General features: G+C 71.3%; 14 protein-coding genes. 12 read left to right on the forward strand and 2 right to left on the reverse strand.

Features of this window, described 5'->3' with window-relative positions; all coding sequences use genetic code 11:
- Positions 1-10 precede the first annotated feature (10 nt).
- Complete coding sequence (locus tag H149_RS0101790; RefSeq protein WP_020648013.1) at positions 11-1714, forward strand: PQQ-dependent sugar dehydrogenase; 1704 nt, start codon at positions 11-13, stop codon at positions 1712-1714.
- A gap of 63 nt (positions 1715-1777) precedes the next feature.
- Positions 1778-2698, forward strand: coding sequence for a Gfo/Idh/MocA family protein (locus H149_RS0101795; protein ID WP_020648014.1), 921 nt, complete (start codon positions 1778-1780; stop codon positions 2696-2698).
- Positions 2699-2715: 17 nt separating this feature from the next.
- On the opposite strand, the gene H149_RS0101800 is transcribed toward H149_RS0101795, so the two are convergent.
- Positions 2716-3120: a group I truncated hemoglobin gene (locus H149_RS0101800; RefSeq protein ID WP_020648015.1), complete on the reverse strand. Its 405-nt coding sequence runs from the start codon at positions 3118-3120 to the stop codon at positions 2716-2718.
- Between the two features lie 145 nt (positions 3121-3265).
- Here H149_RS0101800 and H149_RS19330 point away from each other — a divergent pair, with 145 nt between their 5' ends.
- The 10 genes from H149_RS19330 (at position 3266) to H149_RS0101855 (ending at position 14049) form a co-directional block, all read left to right on the forward strand.
- The gene (locus H149_RS19330; RefSeq protein ID WP_020648016.1) at positions 3266-4285 is read left to right on the forward strand and encodes a DedA family protein/thiosulfate sulfurtransferase GlpE; all 1020 of its coding nucleotides are present in this window, start codon (positions 3266-3268) and stop codon (positions 4283-4285) included.
- 108 nt (positions 4286-4393) lie between these two features.
- Entirely contained in the window at positions 4394-4600 is a 207-nt protein-coding gene (locus H149_RS23025) for a hypothetical protein (RefSeq protein ID WP_154654587.1), read from the forward strand.
- A gap of 14 nt (positions 4601-4614) precedes the next feature.
- Complete coding sequence (locus H149_RS0101815) at positions 4615-5934, forward strand: Ig-like domain-containing domain (protein ID WP_020648018.1); 1320 nt, start codon at positions 4615-4617, stop codon at positions 5932-5934.
- Between the two features lie 355 nt (positions 5935-6289).
- Positions 6290-7081 carry an enoyl-CoA hydratase-related protein gene (locus H149_RS0101820; RefSeq protein WP_020648019.1) on the forward strand — a complete coding sequence of 264 codons (792 nt, stop codon included), beginning with the start codon at positions 6290-6292 and terminating at the stop codon, positions 7079-7081.
- Positions 7082-7208: 127 nt separating this feature from the next.
- Positions 7209-8996 (forward strand): acyclic terpene utilization AtuA family protein, encoded by a 1788-nt coding sequence (locus H149_RS0101830; RefSeq protein ID WP_020648021.1) that lies wholly within the window; start codon positions 7209-7211, stop codon positions 8994-8996.
- On the forward strand, positions 8993-9751 hold the full coding sequence (locus tag H149_RS19335; protein WP_020648022.1) for a TetR/AcrR family transcriptional regulator: 759 nt from the start codon (positions 8993-8995) through the stop codon (positions 9749-9751). The genes H149_RS0101830 and H149_RS19335 overlap by 4 nt, the downstream gene beginning before the upstream one ends.
- On the forward strand, positions 9748-11283 hold the full coding sequence (locus tag H149_RS0101840) for an acetyl-CoA carboxylase biotin carboxylase subunit (protein ID WP_051101764.1): 1536 nt from the start codon (positions 9748-9750) through the stop codon (positions 11281-11283). The genes H149_RS19335 and H149_RS0101840 overlap by 4 nt, the downstream gene beginning before the upstream one ends.
- Positions 11283-11864 (forward strand): endonuclease domain-containing protein, encoded by a 582-nt coding sequence (locus tag H149_RS24450; RefSeq protein ID WP_083930743.1) that lies wholly within the window; start codon positions 11283-11285, stop codon positions 11862-11864. Before H149_RS0101840 ends, H149_RS24450 begins: the two co-directional genes overlap by 1 nt.
- A gap of 3 nt (positions 11865-11867) precedes the next feature.
- The gene (locus tag H149_RS0101850) at positions 11868-12365 is read left to right on the forward strand and encodes an acyl-CoA carboxylase biotin carboxyl carrier protein subunit (protein WP_020648025.1); all 498 of its coding nucleotides are present in this window, start codon (positions 11868-11870) and stop codon (positions 12363-12365) included.
- 76 nt (positions 12366-12441) lie between these two features.
- Positions 12442-14049, forward strand: coding sequence for an acyl-CoA carboxylase subunit beta (locus H149_RS0101855; RefSeq protein WP_020648026.1), 1608 nt, complete (start codon positions 12442-12444; stop codon positions 14047-14049).
- A gap of 71 nt (positions 14050-14120) precedes the next feature.
- On the opposite strand, the gene H149_RS0101860 is transcribed toward H149_RS0101855, so the two are convergent.
- Positions 14121-15329, reverse strand: a complete 1209-nt coding sequence (locus H149_RS0101860; RefSeq protein WP_020648027.1) for a DUF4382 domain-containing protein — start codon at positions 15327-15329, stop codon at positions 14121-14123.
- Positions 15330-15352: the final 23 nt, after the last annotated feature.

The raw sequence follows: 15352 nt of genomic DNA on the forward strand, positions 1-15352 counted from the left end.
CGATGTCGCCATGACCGCCTCGCGCATTGCTCCGCCGTTCGCGTTTGCCTTGCTGTTCGTCGCCGCGTTCGGCACGTCCTCGCCGGCATCGGCGGCGGACGATGCGGCGCGCGGGCGCGCGCTGTTCGAGCGCCATTGCGCGCTGTGCCACGCCGCCGGCGATACGCCGGGCGGCGCGATCGGTCCCGATCTCGGCGGCGTCGTCGGCCGCGCCGCCGCGAGCGTGCCGGGCTACCCCTACACGCGGGCGCTGAAGGCATCGCAGCTGCGCTGGGACGCGGCGACGCTGTCGAGCTTTCTCGCCGCGCCGACGCGGCAGGTGCCGGGAACGGCGATGACGGTCGCGGTGCCCGACGCGGCCGAGCGCGACGCGCTGATTGCCTTTCTGGCGACGAAGCACGGCGCCGCCGGCGGCGCGGCCGACGCCGGTGCCGCCGCGGCGCGCGAGCGCGCCGGCGACTGGCGCGGCGACGCGCCGGGGCGCACGCATCGCATCGATCTGGTGGCGCTGGCGGCGCCGTACGCGACGCCGTCGTCGCGCAATCGCGCGAGCATCGCCGCGCGCCCGGACGGCGCGCTGCCGGTAGTGCCGGATGGCTTCGCGGTCAGCGCCTGGGCCGAGGATCTGGCGGCGCCGCGCCGCATTCGCGTCGGGCCGAACGGCGATGTGTTCGTCGCCGAGACCGCCGCCGGCCGCGTGCGCGTGCTGCGTGCCGCCGACGGCGCGACACGCGCCGAAACGAGCGCGGTCTACGCCGAAGGCCTGGACCGGCCGTTCGGTCTCGCCTTCTATCCGCCCAGCGGCGAGCCGCAGTGGCTGTACGTCGCCACCAACAATGCCGTCGTGCGCTACGCCTACCGCAGCGGCGAGCTGGCCGCGCGCGAGCGGCCGGAGACGATCGTCGCCCGCCTCAGCGACAGCAGCGGCGGCCACAGCACGCGCGATCTCGAATTCTCGGCCGACGGCAGCCGCCTGTTCGTCTCGATCGGCTCCGGCTCGAACGTCGCCGAGGGCGAAACGGCGTTGAGCGGCGCGGCGCTGCGCGACTGGGAGCGCGCGCGCGGAACCGGCGCCGCCTGGGGCAGCGAAGCCGGCCGCGCGACGGTGATGGTCACCGACGCGCTCGGCCGCGGCGGGCTGCGTCCGTACGCGAACGGCCTGCGCAACTGCGTCGGTCTGGCGCTGCAGCCGGCGACCGGCCTGCCCTGGTGCGCGGTCAACGAGCGCGACGGACTCGGCGACGATCTGGTGCCCGACTACGTGACGAGCGTGCGCGAAGGCGCGTTCTACGGCTGGCCCTGGTACTACCTCGGCGCGCACGAGGACCCGCGCCATGCCGGCGTGCGCCCGGATCTGAAGGATCAGGTGACAATGCCCGACGTGCCGCTGCAGGCGCACTCGGCGGCACTCGGCCTGGTCTTCTACGAAGCGGCGTCCGGCGCCGCGCGCTTTCCGGCGGCGTTTCGCGGCGACGCCTTCGTCGCGCTGCACGGCTCGTGGAACCGCAGCCTGCGCACCGGCTACAAGCTGGTGCGCGTGCCGCTGCGCGACGGCCGGCCGTCGGGCGGCTACGAGGATTTCATGACCGGCTTCGTCAATGCCGACGACGGCGTCTGGGGCCGCCCGGTCGGCGTCGCCGTCGCCCGCGACGGCGCGCTGCTGGTCAGCGACGACGCCGGTGGCCGCGTCTGGCGCATCGCGCCGCAGCGCTGAGCGGTCGCGGGCAAGGACGCGCCGCTATGATGCGCGCGTCCTTCCCAACGGGCGGCACCCTTCATGATCAGACTCGGCATCGTCGGCGTCGGCAAGATCGCACGCGACCAGCACCTGCCGGCGATCGCCGCGACGCCGGCGTTCCGGCTGCTCGCGGCGGCGAGCCGTAACGCCAGCGTCGACGGCATCGCCCATTACCGCGACATCGACGCGCTGCTCGCCGGCGGTGAGGGCATCGAGGCGGTCGCGCTGTGCACGCCGCCGCAGGGCCGCCATGCGCAGGCGCGCGCCGCGCTGCTCGCCGGCCGCCATGTGTTTCTCGAAAAGCCGCCAGGCGCGACGCTCAGCGAGGTCGAGGATCTGGCGGCGCTGGCGCGCGCGCAGCGGCGCACGCTGTTCGCGAGCTGGCATTCGCGCTACGCGCCGGCGGTCGAGCCGGCCCGCGCCTGGCTGCAGGGCCGCGCGATCCACCGCGTGCGCGTCGACTGGCGCGAGGACGTGCGCGTCTGGCATCCGGGCCAGGACTGGATCTTCGCGCCCGGCGGGCTCGGCGTGTTCGATCCGGGCATCAACGCGCTGTCGATCGTCACGCGCATCCTGCCGCGCGCGTTCTTCCTGACCGGCGCGACGCTCGACTTCCCGCTCAACCGCCAGGCGCCGATCGCCGCCGAGCTGGCGTTCATCGACGGCGAGGACACCGTCATTCGCGCCTCGTTCGATTTCCTGCAGAGCGGTCCGCAGACCTGGGACATCGTCGTCGAGACCGACGGCGGCGCGCTGCGCATCGGCCGCGGCGGCAGCGAGCTGGAAATCGACGGCGTCGCCCAGACGCTACCGGCGGAGGCCGAGTACCGCGGCCTGTACGCGCGCTTCGCCGAGCTGATCGCCGCCGGCGAAAGCGACGTCGATCTCGCTCCGCTGCGGCACGTCGCCGACGCCTTCCTGCGCGGCGAGCGCCGCAGCGTCGAAGCGTTCGAGTTCTAGGGCGCGCCGCGCGGCGCTCAGTCGCTGAAGTCCGAGCCGACGCCGATCACGTCGTCGGCGTAGAGGTTGATGCGGGCGATGATGTCGTAGCGATCCTGCTCGTCCAGCGGCAGGCGCGACAGCGTCTCGAACAGATGGTCGACGAAGTGCTGGAAGTGCTCGCGGCTGATATGCATGCCCTGGTGCGCGTGGGCGATGACGCGGCCCTTGTAGTCTTCCGGGCCGCCGAGCGCCGCCGAGAAGAACGCGTACTGCATGCGCCGCAGGCGTTCGAGCGGCACGCCCTTGAAGTACGGCGCCAGCAGCGGATCGGCCAGCACGCGCCGGTAGAACGCGTCGATCAGCGCGACCACTGCCGCGTGTCCGCCGAGCGCCGCGTAAAGGTTTCTTTCCGCAGGCATCTCGGTCTTGTCGCTCGACATCAGGGCTCTCCGGCAGGGGCAGTGGCGGTAGCTCAACATGCGCCCCGGCGGCCGCGGGCACCTTGACCCACGTCATGGCGCCGCCGTCGTCCTGCGCGCGCCCCGCGGTGCAATACTGCGCGTCCCGCCGCCGCCGCCGTTCTTCATGCTCGACGCCCTGTCCCCGACGATCCTCGCGCCGCTGCTGGCGGCGCTGTGCGTGAGCGGCGCCGCGCTCGGCCTGCCGGTGCCGACGATGCCGGCGCTGATCTATGCCGGCAGCGTCGCCGTCGGTCGCGCCGACGCGGCGGCGCTGCTGGCCGCGACCTTCGCCGCCGCGGTCGCCGGCGGTTTCGCCGGCGACGCGGTCTGGTATCTGGCCGGGCGCCGCTACGGCTTTCGCGTGCTGCGCGTGCTGTGCCGCCTGTCGCTGTCGCGCGATACCTGCGTGCGGCGCACGGAAACCTTCTTCGCGCGGCGCGGCGTGCGCATCCTGCTGGTCGCCCGCTTCCTGCCGGGGCTGGCGGTCGTCTCGGTGCCGATGACCGGCCTGTCGCGCGTGCCGTTCCGCCGCTTCGCGGCGCACGATCTGGCCGGCGTGTCGCTGTGGGTCGGCGGCGGGCTCGCGCTCGGCGCGCTGCTCGCCGGCCAGGTCGACGCGCTGCTGGCCTGGCTGCAGAACGCCGGCGTCGGTCTCGGCGGCGTGGTCCTGCTGGTGCTCGCGGTCTTCATCGCCCAGCGCGTCTGGCGGCGCCAGCGTCTGCTGCGCGCGCTGCGCGCCAGCCGCATCTCGGTCGACGAACTGCACGCGCTGATGGAGGCCGAGGCGCCGCCGCTGCTGATCGACGTGCGCTCGGCGCCGAACCGCGAGCAGGACCCCTGGCGCATTCCCGGCGCCAGCACGCCGGAGCCGGACGTGCTCGAACTGGCGCTCGCCGATCTGCCGCGCGACCGCACCGTGGTGCTGTATTGCGCGTGCCCGAACGAGATTTCCGCGGCGCAGATGGCGCAGCGCATGCGCGCGCTCGGCTTCAGCGACGTGCGGCCGCTGCTCGGCGGCCTCGACGCCTGGCGCGCGTCCGGCCGCGACCTGCTGCCGCTCGACGCGCTCGACGACACCCCCGACGATGCCCCCGCGGTGCCGCTCGTTGTGGCGCCGCCGCCCGGCAGCCGCGTCGAAGCCTGAGCGCGCGGCGTCCGCGCGTACGTCGCCACCGGCCTGTCACGCCGTCCCGCTAGCTTGCCCGCACCGGCGCTGGCGCCGGCACGGACGGTAACGAACGGGGGCGGGGATATGCAGCGTGGGGAACAGCGGCGCCCGGCGGGCGCGTGGCGGGTCTGGTCGTGCCTGATGCTGGCGGCGGGCCTGGCGGCCTGTGGCGACGCTTCGGTCGCCGGCAGCGGTGGCCCCGAGGACACGGCGGCTGCGCAGCGCGAGTTCGATCGCCTGCACGCGCTCGAAGCCGGCTGCTGCCGGGCCGCCGACGGCGCGCAGCCATGAGGCGCGTGGCGCGGATGCTCGCGGCGCTGCTGCTGTCGGGCGGCGCGGTGCCGACGCTGGCCGCCGGCATGACCACGCACGCGCTGATGGCCGATCTCGGCCGTCAGGCCCTCGCGGACGGCGCGCTGAAGTCGCTGCTGGCGCAGCAGCGTGGCGCGCTGCTCGCCGGCGCCATCAACCCGGACGGCGGCTATGCGACCGGCGCGCTGTTCGACGGCGACCGCGAAATGGCCGAGCGCGCGCACTGGGAAGACTTCAACGACGCCTTCATCGCGCACCTGCGCGCGATCGGCTGCGACGCGCAGCTGCGCGCGGCGCTGGCCGCCGGGACCGGCGACGCCGCGCTGGCGGCGGTCCCGGCACGCTGCGCCAGGCTGGTCGCGTTCGCGTTCGGCAACGCCGCGCATGGGCTCGGCGACGAGATCTGGGACAGCCTGTTCGAAACCGTGGTCCGCGAACGCGATCTCGATGCCGCCAAGGCGTCGCCGCTGCACAGTGCAGGCCCGCACTGCTCGGTGTTCGACGCGGTCCGCGATCCGCAGGCGCTGCGCAGCGCGCTCGCACGCGGCGACGACGCGGCGGCGGCCAAGGCGCTCGATCTGGCTGCGACGCTCAGCATCGAAATGGCCATGGACATGGTCGCGATCGTCGACCAGCACCTCTGGGACGACGACGTGCCGCTGCTGGTGTTTCCGCCGGTCGAGGATCTGGTCGCCGCGCACGCGCTCAATCGCCCGGAACTCGGCATCGGCGCGGCGCAGGTGCAGCGCGGCTTCATGATCGCCAAGGCCGGCCTGGCGCTGGAGCGCGTCGCGGCGCTGCCGATGGCGCCGCTGGTGCGCAGCGCGATGCCGTGGGCGAGCGCGAACTACTACCTGAACTCCGGCGGCGTGGTCGACACCGCGCAGGCGATCGCCGCGCTCTACGAGCATCTGTGGGCGAAGCTGCTCGGCGAGCCGCTGCCGATCGCCGTCGCTGGCGTGCATCCGCGCAACGGCGAGGCCGGCGTGCCGTACCGGGCCGGCGCGGCCGAGGGCTACATACGCGCGTTCACGACGCAGTCGGCGCCGGAGTCCGCCGTCGAGCGCGCCGGCGTGATCTGCCTGTTCGACGAGGACGGCCGGCGCGTCGAGGGCGAGACCATCTCCGGCCTCTACGATCCGGACTGGGGCCACGTCATCAACTTCACGCCGGCCGCCGATCTGGCGCCGGATCAGCGCTACACGGTGGTGGTGACCGACCGGCTCGTCGACCAGCTCGGCCGGGTGCCGCGCTCGGCCTACGCCTGGAGCTTTCGCACCGCGGCGGCGACGCCTGCCGCGCGCCGGCGCTGAAGCGCGACGGCGCCCGCCGCATCGCGCGCCGCGCCGCCGCGATCGCGGCGCACATCGCCGGCGGCGGATCGCTCTCGGCGGGGGCGAACGGACCCGGATCTCCGCGGCTGGCGCGGACGTCAGCGGCAGGCCGCGACCGCGGCGCGCGGTGGTCGGGATGCGCGTGATCACCGAGCCATGTCGGCCGAAGCGCCGGCGCGGACGCGGGCCGACGATCACGGGGCAAGGCGGTGGACGGTCTCCGCTGAACGGGTGAGGCCGACTCACCAAAACCCCGGCACGCTGTCGTTCCAGCAAACCCGAAACCGCGGCCGACCGTCGTTGCCGCCGTGGTGAGCACAGCCCAGGAGCGAGCATGTCGGAAGCCGCATCGGACGTCCTAGTCGAGCGCCGTGGCGCCGTCACGTGGATCACGATCAACCGCGAGGCGCGCCGCAACGCGCTCAACGAGCAGGTCGTGCGCACGATCGACCAGGCGATCGCCGCCGCCGTCGGCGACGGCGTGTCGCGCGCGATCGTCATCACCGGCGCCGGCGACAAGGCCTTCTGCGCCGGTGCTGATCTCGCCAAGAACGTGCAGGGCTTCGCGTTCGCGGTCGATTTCGCGCGGCCGAAGCACTACATCGTCGACCTGTTCAAGCGCCTGCAGGAATGCACGCTGCCGGTGATCGCGCGCGTCAACGGCCACGTCATGGCCGGCGGCTTCGGCCTGCTCTGCGCCTGCGACCTGGCGATCGCCGCCGACGACATCCGCATCGGCACCACCGAGCCGAAGATCGGCGTCACGCCGATGATGATCCTGCCGTACATGATGCGCGTGCTGCCGCCGCGCCGGCTGCAGGAGATGTGCATCACCGGCGAGCAGTTCACGGCACAGGACGCGCTCGACTGGGGCGTCGTCAACTACGTGGTGCCGCGCGCCGAGCTCGACGCCAAGCTCGACTGGCTGCTGGCGCGCATCACCGACAAGAGCCCGACCGCGCTGCGCCTCGGCAAGCAGGCCTTCAGCGCGACGCGCGACATGAGCCTGCGCGAGGCGCTGGAGTACGCGCAGGCGATGGTGCCGGTGATGTCCTCGACGCAGGACGCCAGGGAAGGCATGACCGCGTTCCAGGAAAAGCGTGCGCCCAACTTCACGGGCAACTGAGCGCGCCGTGCGTCCCTTCACCGCGCCGCTCCGCCGTGACGGCCGGCCGCATCCGCCGGCCGCGCGCATCGCGCCGCCCCGCGCCGCCGTGTTCCGCGCGGCGATTGTTCTGCACAGGATCTGAGCCATGAAAGATGTCATCCGCATCGGCTGCGGCGCCGGCTTCTGGGGCGATTCGGCCGAAGGCCCGCGCCAGCTCGTCGAATCCGGCGAGATCGATTACCTGGTGCTCGACTACCTGGCCGAGATCACCATGTCGCTGCTCGCCAAGGCGCGCGCCAAGGACGCGAACCTCGGCTACGCGACCGACTTCCCGGACGTCATCGCGCGCCTCGCGCCGCAGATCAAGGCGCGCGGCATCAAGGTCGTCAGCAACGCCGGCGGCGTCAACCCGCAGGCCTGCCGCGAGCTGCTGCAGCAGAAGCTCAAGGCGCAGGGCATCGAGCTGTCGATCGGCATCGTCGAGGGCGACGATCTGCTGGCGCAGGCGGCGTCGCTCAAGGACGTGCCGGAGATGTTCACCGGCGCTGCGTTCCCGGCCAAGCCGTGGAGCGTCAACGCCTACCTCGGCGCCTTCCCGATCGCCGCCGCGCTCGACGCCGGCGCCGACATCGTCATCACCGGCCGCTGTGTCGATTCGGCGGTCGCGCTCGGACCGCTGATCCATGAGTTCGGCTGGCGGGCCGACGACTACGACCAGCTGGCGATGGGCAGTCTCGCCGGCCACATCGTCGAGTGCGGCGTGCAGGCGACCGGCGGCATCGTCACCGACTGGGCGACGGTCGCCGACGACTGGGACCGCATGGGTTTTCCGATCGCGATCTGTCACGCCGACGGCCGCTTCGAGCTCAGCAAGCCGGCCGGCACCGGCGGCAAGGTCACGCCGGAGACGGTCGCCGAGCAGATCGTCTACGAAATCGGCGATCCGGCGACCTATCTGCTGCCGGACGTCAGCTGCGATTTCCGCGACGTGCGGCTGGTGCAGGCCGGCCCGGACCGCGTCGCCGTCAGCGGCGCGCGCGGCCGTGCGCCGACCGACCGTTACAAGGTCTCGGCCACCTATCAGGACGGCTTTCGCGCGACCGGCACGATGATGCTCGGCGGCCCGGGTGCGGTCGACAAGGCGCAGGCGGTCGCGCGCGCGGTGCTCAAGCGCACGCGGCGCCTGTTTGCCGAGCGCGGTCTGGCCGACTACACGCGCACCGACGTCGAGGTGCTCGGCGCCGAGAGCAACTGGGGTGCGCAGGCGCGCGCCCGGGCGACGCGCGAGGTGGTGCTCAAGCTCGCCGTGCAGCACGCCGACAAGAACGCGCTGGAGATTTTCTCGCGCGAGTTCATCCCGGCGGCGACGGCGATGGCGCAGAGCATCACCGGCTTCTCCGGCGGTCGTCCGGGCGTGACGCCGCTGGTGCGGCTGTTCTCATGCCTGGTGCCGAAATCGAGCGTGACGATCCGCGTCGACGTCGACGGCCGCGACGTACCGTTCACGCCGGCCGCGCCGGCGCCTGACGCCGTGCGGCCCGCGGCGACGCCGGCGCCGGCCGCCGAACTGCCCGCCGGTCCGCGCCGCCAGGTGCCGCTGCTCGCGCTCGCCTACGGGCGCAGCGGCGACAAGGGCAACGCCGCCAACATCGGCGTGCTCGCGCGCCGCGCCGAGTTCGTGCCGCTGCTGCGCGCGCAGCTCACCGCCGAGGCGGTGCGGCGCTACTTCGCGCACTTCGTCGAGGGCGCCGTCGAGCGCTTCGAGCTTCCCGGCCTCAACGGCTTCAACTTCCTGATGCAGGACGCGCTCGGCGGCGGCGGTGTCGCCTCGCTGCGCTACGACCCGCAGGGCAAGATGCTGGCGCAGATCCTGATGGACTTCCCGCTCGAGGTGCCGGAAGCCTTCTTCGAGCAGGGGCTGCTCGCCGCATGAGCCGCGGCGCCGCCAAGCCGCATGCGCCGCGCCTGGCGCGCGAGGATCGCATCGCCGACATCCTCGTCGCCGCGCGCGACGTGTTCTGTGAGAAGGGCTACGAGCAGACCGCGGTGGCCGAGATCGCCACGCGCATCGGCGTCGTCGAGGGCACCGTCTACAAATACTTCGCGACCAAGCGCGAGCTGCTGCTGAAGGTGCTCGAACACTGGTACGAGGAAATGTTCGGCGACTACGCGCGCGACCTCATCGCCGTGAAGGGCGCGCGCGCGCGGCTGCGCCTGCTGGTCTGGCGCCATCTGCGCTCGATCCGCGACTACCCGCTGCTGTGCCGGCTGATGTTCCGCGAAATCCACGGCGAGGCCGACTATCACGGCTCCGGTCTGCATGCGCTGAACCGCCAGTACACGCAGTTCCTCGTCGACGTGATCGACGAAGGCCGCGCCGCCGGCGAACTGCGCAGCGACGTGCCGACCGCGCTGCTGCGCGATCTGATCTACGGCGCCGCCGAGCACCACACCTGGGCCTTCATCCATCGCAGCGCGGCGGCCAACGGCCGTGCCGGCAGCGGGCGCGACACGCTCGACATCGACACGCTCGCCGACCAGATCACCTCGATCGTCTGCGACGGCATCGCGCGGCCCGACGCCACGCTCGAAGACGGCATGCAGCGTCTGAGCCGCATCGCCGCCCGTCTCGAATCGACCCTCGATTCCCGTGCCAAGGGCACGCCCCGCAACCGGAGCCGCGCATGACCGCGCCCCTCACTGAAACGCCCCCTACGCAAACGCCCGTACCCGACGTCCGCCGCTGGCCCTTCGATACCGTGCTGGTCGCCAATCGCGGCGAGATCGCGGTACGCGTGCTGCGCACCGTGCAGCAGCTCGGGCTCAAGGGCGTCGTCGTCTACCACGCCGCCGATCGCGGCACCGCCGCGGTGAAGATGGCCGACCAGGCCATCGAGATCACCGGCGCAACGCCGGTCGCGAGTTACCTCGACGGTGCGCAGATCATTGCCGCGGCGCAGCGCTGCGGCGCCGGCGCGATCCATCCCGGCTACGGCTTTCTGTCCGAGAACAAGGGCTTCTGCCAGGCGGTCGAGGCGGCGGGCCTGCGCTTCATCGGCCCGACGCCGGAACAGATCGACCTGATGGGCGACAAGGTGCGCGCGCGCAACTTCGTCGAGAAGGCCGGCTTCCCGGTCGCGCCGAGCGCGATCGAGGACGACGATCCGGCGACGTTCGTCGAACGCGCGCGCGCAGTCGGCGCGCCGCTGCTGATCAAGCCCAGCGCCGGCGGCGGCGGCAAGGGCATGCGCATCGTCCGCGATCTGGCACTGCTCGAACAGGAAATCGAGCGCGGCCGCTCGGAAGGCCAGCGCTACTTCGGCGACGGCCGCCTCTACGTCGAGCGCTACATCGAAAACCCGCGCCACATCGAAGTGCAGGTGCTCGGCGACGGCCAGGGCGGCGTCGTGCATGTCTTCGAGCGCGAGTGTTCGGTGCAGCGCCGCTTCCAGAAGATCGTCGAGGAGACGCCGTCGCCGGCGCTGTCGCCCGAACTGCGCGAGAAGATCTGCGAAACCGCCGCCGGCATCGCGCGCTCGATCGGCTACCGCAACGCCGGCACCGTCGAGTTCATCTTCGGCCAGGGCGGCGAGTTCTACTTCCTCGAAATGAACACGCGCCTGCAGGTCGAGCATCCGGTGACCGAAGAGATTACCGGCATCGATCTGGTCCAGGAGCAGCTGCGCGTCGCCGCCGGCGAGACGCTCGGCTACGGCCAGGCCGACGTGAAGTCGCGCGGCCATTCGATCGAGTTCCGCATCTACGCCGAGGACGCCGCGCGCGGCTACACGCCGACCACCGGCCCGGTGCTGGTGCTGCATCCGCCGCAGGGCGAGGGCGTGCGCTGGGACAGCGGCGTGCTGCAGGGCGGCGAGGTGACCTCGGCGTTCGATCCGATGATCGCCAAGCTGATCGTCCGCGGCGCGGATCGCAACGACGCCATCGCCAGGGCCGACGCCGCGCTGCGCGACACCGTGCTGCTCGGCTGCAAGACCAACACCGCCTTCCTGCGCCGCCTGATCGCGCATCCGGCCTTCGTCGCCGGCGACGTGCACACGGGCTTTCTCGACGCCAATCCGCAGATCGCCGCCGAGCCGGAGCTGCCCGCCGAAACCCTGCAGGCCCTGCTCGCCGCCGCGGCGCTGTCGACACGACCGATGCGCGACGTCGCCGACGCGGTGCCGGATCTGCATGCGGCGATCGGCGCGTGGCGAAACTGATGCGCCGAGCGCGTGCCACGCCTGCTACGCAGGCGCCCTCTCTCCTAGCCTCTCTCCCGTATGAAACCCGGGACCTAGTCCCACAAGCGGGAGAGAGGGGTGAAGCAACCATTCCCTCTCCCGCAACGCGGGAGAGGGGCAGGGAGAGGGCCGCGCCGCAGGCGCGGAAGGCAAAGCGCGTTGCGCTCGGCAGGGCCAAAGCACTGCGTCGCGACCAGACCGACGCTGAGCTGCGCCTCTGGTATCGCCTGCGCGCTGGCCGCTTCCTGGGTTTGAAGTTCAAGCGTCAGCATCCGATCGGTCCCTACATCGCCGACTTCGTTTGTCTGGAGCATGGCCTGATCGTTGAAGCCGATGGCGGTCAGCACGGCGACACAGGACACGACGCGACGCGCGACGCGTTCTTGGCGAGTCGTGGTTTCCGTGTGCTGCGCTTCTGGAACGACGACGTTCTGCAGAACACCGACGCGGTACTCGAAAGCATTCGCCTCGCCGCCGGCGAGGCGCCCTCTTCCCCAACCCCTCTCCCGTATGCAACCCGGGGCCTCGTCCCGCAGGCGGGAGAGGGGAACAGGAGCTAACGCATGCATCACGCCTTCAAGCTCGGCGACGCCGAGCACAACGTCGCGCTGTCGCGCTCGGCGCAGGCTTACCGCCTGCATATCGGTGATGAGGTGCTCGACGTCGATCTCGCGGTCGGCGCCGACGGCCGCGCCTGGCTGACGCTGGGCGAGCGCCATCTCGAAGTGGTCGTCGCGACACGCGGCGACGACGTGTTCGTGCACGTCGACGGCGAGGCCTACCAGCTGCGCTACCGGCATCCGCTTGACCGTCTTGCGGCGCAGGCCGGCGGCAGTGCCGACGATCACATCCGCGCGCCGATGCCGGGCAGCATCGTTCTGGTCTCGGTGGCGGCCGGCGACGCGGTGACCAAGGGCCAGACGCTGCTGGTCATGGAGAGCATGAAGATGGAGACGACCATCGCCGCGCCGCGCGACGGCGTGATCGCAACGGTGACGTACGAGAAGGGACAGACCTTCGATCGCGACGCGCTGCTGCTGAGTCTGGAAGCGCAGACGTAGGGCGGGTGCAAGCCGCCGTCCGCGATCAAGCGGGTTGCGCCGCTTCGCCGCCAACCCGCCCTACGAGAGAAGACCCATGAAAAGAATCGAGAGCAAGCTCAACACCGCCTCGGCCGATTTCCAGGCGAACGCCGAACACAATCGCCGCCTTGCCGAGGAATTCCGCGAGAAGCAGGACAAGGTCCGCCATGCGCGGCCGCAGCGCGACATCGACCGCCTGCGCCAGCAGAACAAGCTGCTGGTGCGCGAGCGCCTGAAGCTGCTGCTCGATCCGGGCACGCCGTTCCTGGAGTTCTCGTCGCTGGCCGCCAACGAGGCCTACGACGGCGACGTGCCGGGCGCGGCCTGCGTGACCGGCATCGGCATCGTCTCCGGCCGCGAAGTCGTCATCAACGCCGGCGACGCTTCGGTGAAGGGCGGCGCCTGGTATCCGCTGACGGTGAAGAAGACGGTGCGCGCGCTCGACATCGCGATCGAGAACCGCCTGCCGGTCGTGCATCTCTGCGATTCCGCCGGCGGCTTTCTGCCGCTGCAGGCGGATCTGTTCGCCGACAAGTACATGGCCGGCCGCATCTTCCGCAACCAGTGCATGCTGTCGAAGATGGGCGTGCAGCAGGTTTCGGTCGTGCTCGGCCACTGCACCGCCGGCGGCGCCTACGTGCCGGGCCTGTCCGACTACAACGTCATCGTGCGCGGCACCGGCGCGATCTTCCTCGCCGGCCCGCCGCTGGTGAAGGCCGCGACCGGCGAGGACGTCAGCGTCGACGAGCTCGGCGGCTGCGACATGCACACCAGCGTGTCCGGCACCGCCGACTATCCGGCCGATTCGGAAGAGGAAGCGATCGCCATCGCGCGCGACATCGTCGCGCAGTTCAAGCGGCCGCAGAAGTCGCTGATCGAATGGCAGGAACCGGAAGCGCCGTACTACGACGGCCGCGAGCTGTACGGCATCCTGCCGCGCGACATCAAGGCGCAGTTCGACATGAAGGAAGTGATCGCGCGTCTGGTCGACGGCTCGCGCTTCCACGAATACCAGCCGAACTACGGCAAGACCCTGATCTGCGGCTACGCGCATCTGTGGGGCTACAAGATCGGCATCCTCGCCAACAACGGCGTGCTGTTCAACGACTCGGCGCTGAAGGGCGCGCACTTCATCGAGCTGTGCAATCAGGGCCGCGTGCCGATCCTGTTCCTGCAGAACATCACCGGCTTCATGGTCGGCAAGGAATACGAGCGCCGCGGCATCACCAAGGACGGCGCCAAGATGATCATGGCGGTGAGCAACTGCGAGGTGCCGAAGTTCACCGTCATGTGCCACGGCTCCTTCGGCGCCGGCAACTACGGCATGAGCGGCCGCGCCTTCGACAGCCGCTTCCTGTTCAGCTGGCCGCAGTCGCAGACCTCGGTGATGGGCGCCGAGCAGGCCGCCAACACGCTCGCCGACGTCAAGATCCGCCAGCTCGCCAAGCAGGGCAAGAAGCTCAGCCAAGCCGACATCGACGCGATCCGCGACCCGGTGCTCGGCGAGTTCAAGCGCAAGCAGAGCGCCTACTACACGACCTCCGAGATCTGGGACGACGGCATGCTCGATCCCGTCGACACCCGCAACGCGCTCGGCATGTCGATCTCGGCGGCGCTCAACACGCCGATCGGCGATCCGCGCTACGGCGTGTTCCGCATGTAGCGTCGGCGCCACGCCCGGCGCCAGAAGGCAGGCCCGACCGGCGTCGGGCCTGCCCGCGTTTGCGCGTGCTGTTACTGCAGGTCAGGGAAGTCGACCGTCGTCGTGCCGCCCGCCGTCACGGTGGCATCGGCGCCGGCGGTGTTGCCCGCGGCCGAGGTGGCGACGATGCGGTACTGGCCCGCCGCCGTGGCCACCGGCGCCAGCACGATCGGCAGCGTCGACGAATACGGAGCGTACTTCGGGGCATCGGCCGGCAGCGTGAAGCTGTAGAAGCCGGTGCTGCTGTCGGCATTGGCCGTCGCCACGGTGTAGGCGAGACCGTTGATGGTCTGCCGGGCGTCGAGCGAAATGCCGGCGACGGCATTGGCCGTGCCGCTGACCGTGCCGCTGCCGACACTCAGCGGATCGAGGACGAAGGGCGCCGCCGAGGTCGACAGGACGGTGCTGGTCTGCGCGGTGACCGGCACGTCGGAAATGATGCTGGCGGCGCTATCCGGCGCGGCGACGACCACGTCGTAGTCGCCGACCGCGGAGCTGTGTTCGAGCGGCGACAGCACGAAGTGGCCGGTCGCATCGGTATGCGTGCCGCGGATGATGACGCCGTTCTGTTCGGCATAGACGGGGATGCCGGCCGTGAGCGTCAGGCTCTGGCCGGCACGGGCGACGTAGCCATCGATCGTGCCGCTGACCACCTGCACCGCCGCGGTGACCACCGGCTTGAGCAGATAGCCGCTGGCATGCGGATTCCCCTTGCCCTTGCCGGTGGTGACGATCGACTTGCAGGCGTTGAAGTCGAGCACGAGGTCGACCAGTTCGTCGTTGCCGACCGTGAACGGCGAGCGGGTGTTGACCTTGATGCCGGTCTGCACCGCGCTGGGCGTTCTCAAGGCGACCTCGGCGGTTTCGCCGGACGGCACGACGGCGTTGTTGAGCGTCGCCGCGCCAGCGACGTTGGGCGCGAGGATCAGGCGCACCTGCTGGTAGGTGCCCGCCGGCAGCGCCGCCTGGCCAAGCGATTCGAGCGCGCCGTTGCTCAGGCTGAGCAGGTCGATTTTCTTCGGCGCCGGCAGATCGGTGTCGACCCAGTTGCCGCTGCCGTCGGCCTCACGGTTGATGGCGACCTTGGCGACGGTGACGTAGACATGTTCGTAGCCGCAGGCCGGCGCATCGGTCAGTGCCACCTTCACGGTGCCGCCCGCGTCGCTCAGGCCTCCGCCTCCGCCGCCGCAGGCCGCCAGCAGTGAGGCGGCGAGCGCCGGTACGAGATGTCGGATGTTCATGGGGAAGCTCCTCCCTGTCATGC

This window comes from Solimonas variicoloris DSM 15731, from assembly GCF_000382285.1.
GTDB lineage: Bacteria > Pseudomonadota > Gammaproteobacteria > Nevskiales > Nevskiaceae > Solimonas > Solimonas variicoloris.

Bases quoted from the DNA above. Each gene is read 5' to 3' on its own strand.
- H149_RS0101790 (WP_020648013.1), top strand. From the start codon at position 11: ATGACCGCCTCGCGCATTGCTCCGCCGTTCGCGTTTGCCTTGCTGTTC.
- H149_RS0101795 (WP_020648014.1), top strand. From the start codon at position 1,778: ATGATCAGACTCGGCATCGTCGGCGTCGGCAAGATCGCACGCGACCAG.
- H149_RS0101800 (WP_020648015.1), bottom strand. From the start codon at position 3,120: ATGTCGAGCGACAAGACCGAGATGCCTGCGGAAAGAAACCTTTACGCG.
- H149_RS19330 (WP_020648016.1), top strand. From the start codon at position 3,266: ATGCTCGACGCCCTGTCCCCGACGATCCTCGCGCCGCTGCTGGCGGCG.
- H149_RS23025 (WP_154654587.1), top strand. From the start codon at position 4,394: ATGCAGCGTGGGGAACAGCGGCGCCCGGCGGGCGCGTGGCGGGTCTGG.
- H149_RS0101815 (WP_020648018.1), top strand. From the start codon at position 4,615: ATGCTCGCGGCGCTGCTGCTGTCGGGCGGCGCGGTGCCGACGCTGGCC.
- H149_RS0101820 (WP_020648019.1), top strand. From the start codon at position 6,290: ATGTCGGAAGCCGCATCGGACGTCCTAGTCGAGCGCCGTGGCGCCGTC.
- H149_RS0101830 (WP_020648021.1), top strand. From the start codon at position 7,209: ATGAAAGATGTCATCCGCATCGGCTGCGGCGCCGGCTTCTGGGGCGAT.
- H149_RS19335 (WP_020648022.1), top strand. From the start codon at position 8,993: ATGAGCCGCGGCGCCGCCAAGCCGCATGCGCCGCGCCTGGCGCGCGAG.
- H149_RS0101840 (WP_051101764.1), top strand. From the start codon at position 9,748: ATGACCGCGCCCCTCACTGAAACGCCCCCTACGCAAACGCCCGTACCC.
- H149_RS24450 (WP_083930743.1), top strand. From the start codon at position 11,283: ATGCGCCGAGCGCGTGCCACGCCTGCTACGCAGGCGCCCTCTCTCCTA.
- H149_RS0101850 (WP_020648025.1), top strand. From the start codon at position 11,868: ATGCATCACGCCTTCAAGCTCGGCGACGCCGAGCACAACGTCGCGCTG.
- H149_RS0101855 (WP_020648026.1), top strand. From the start codon at position 12,442: ATGAAAAGAATCGAGAGCAAGCTCAACACCGCCTCGGCCGATTTCCAG.
- H149_RS0101860 (WP_020648027.1), bottom strand. From the start codon at position 15,329: ATGAACATCCGACATCTCGTACCGGCGCTCGCCGCCTCACTGCTGGCG.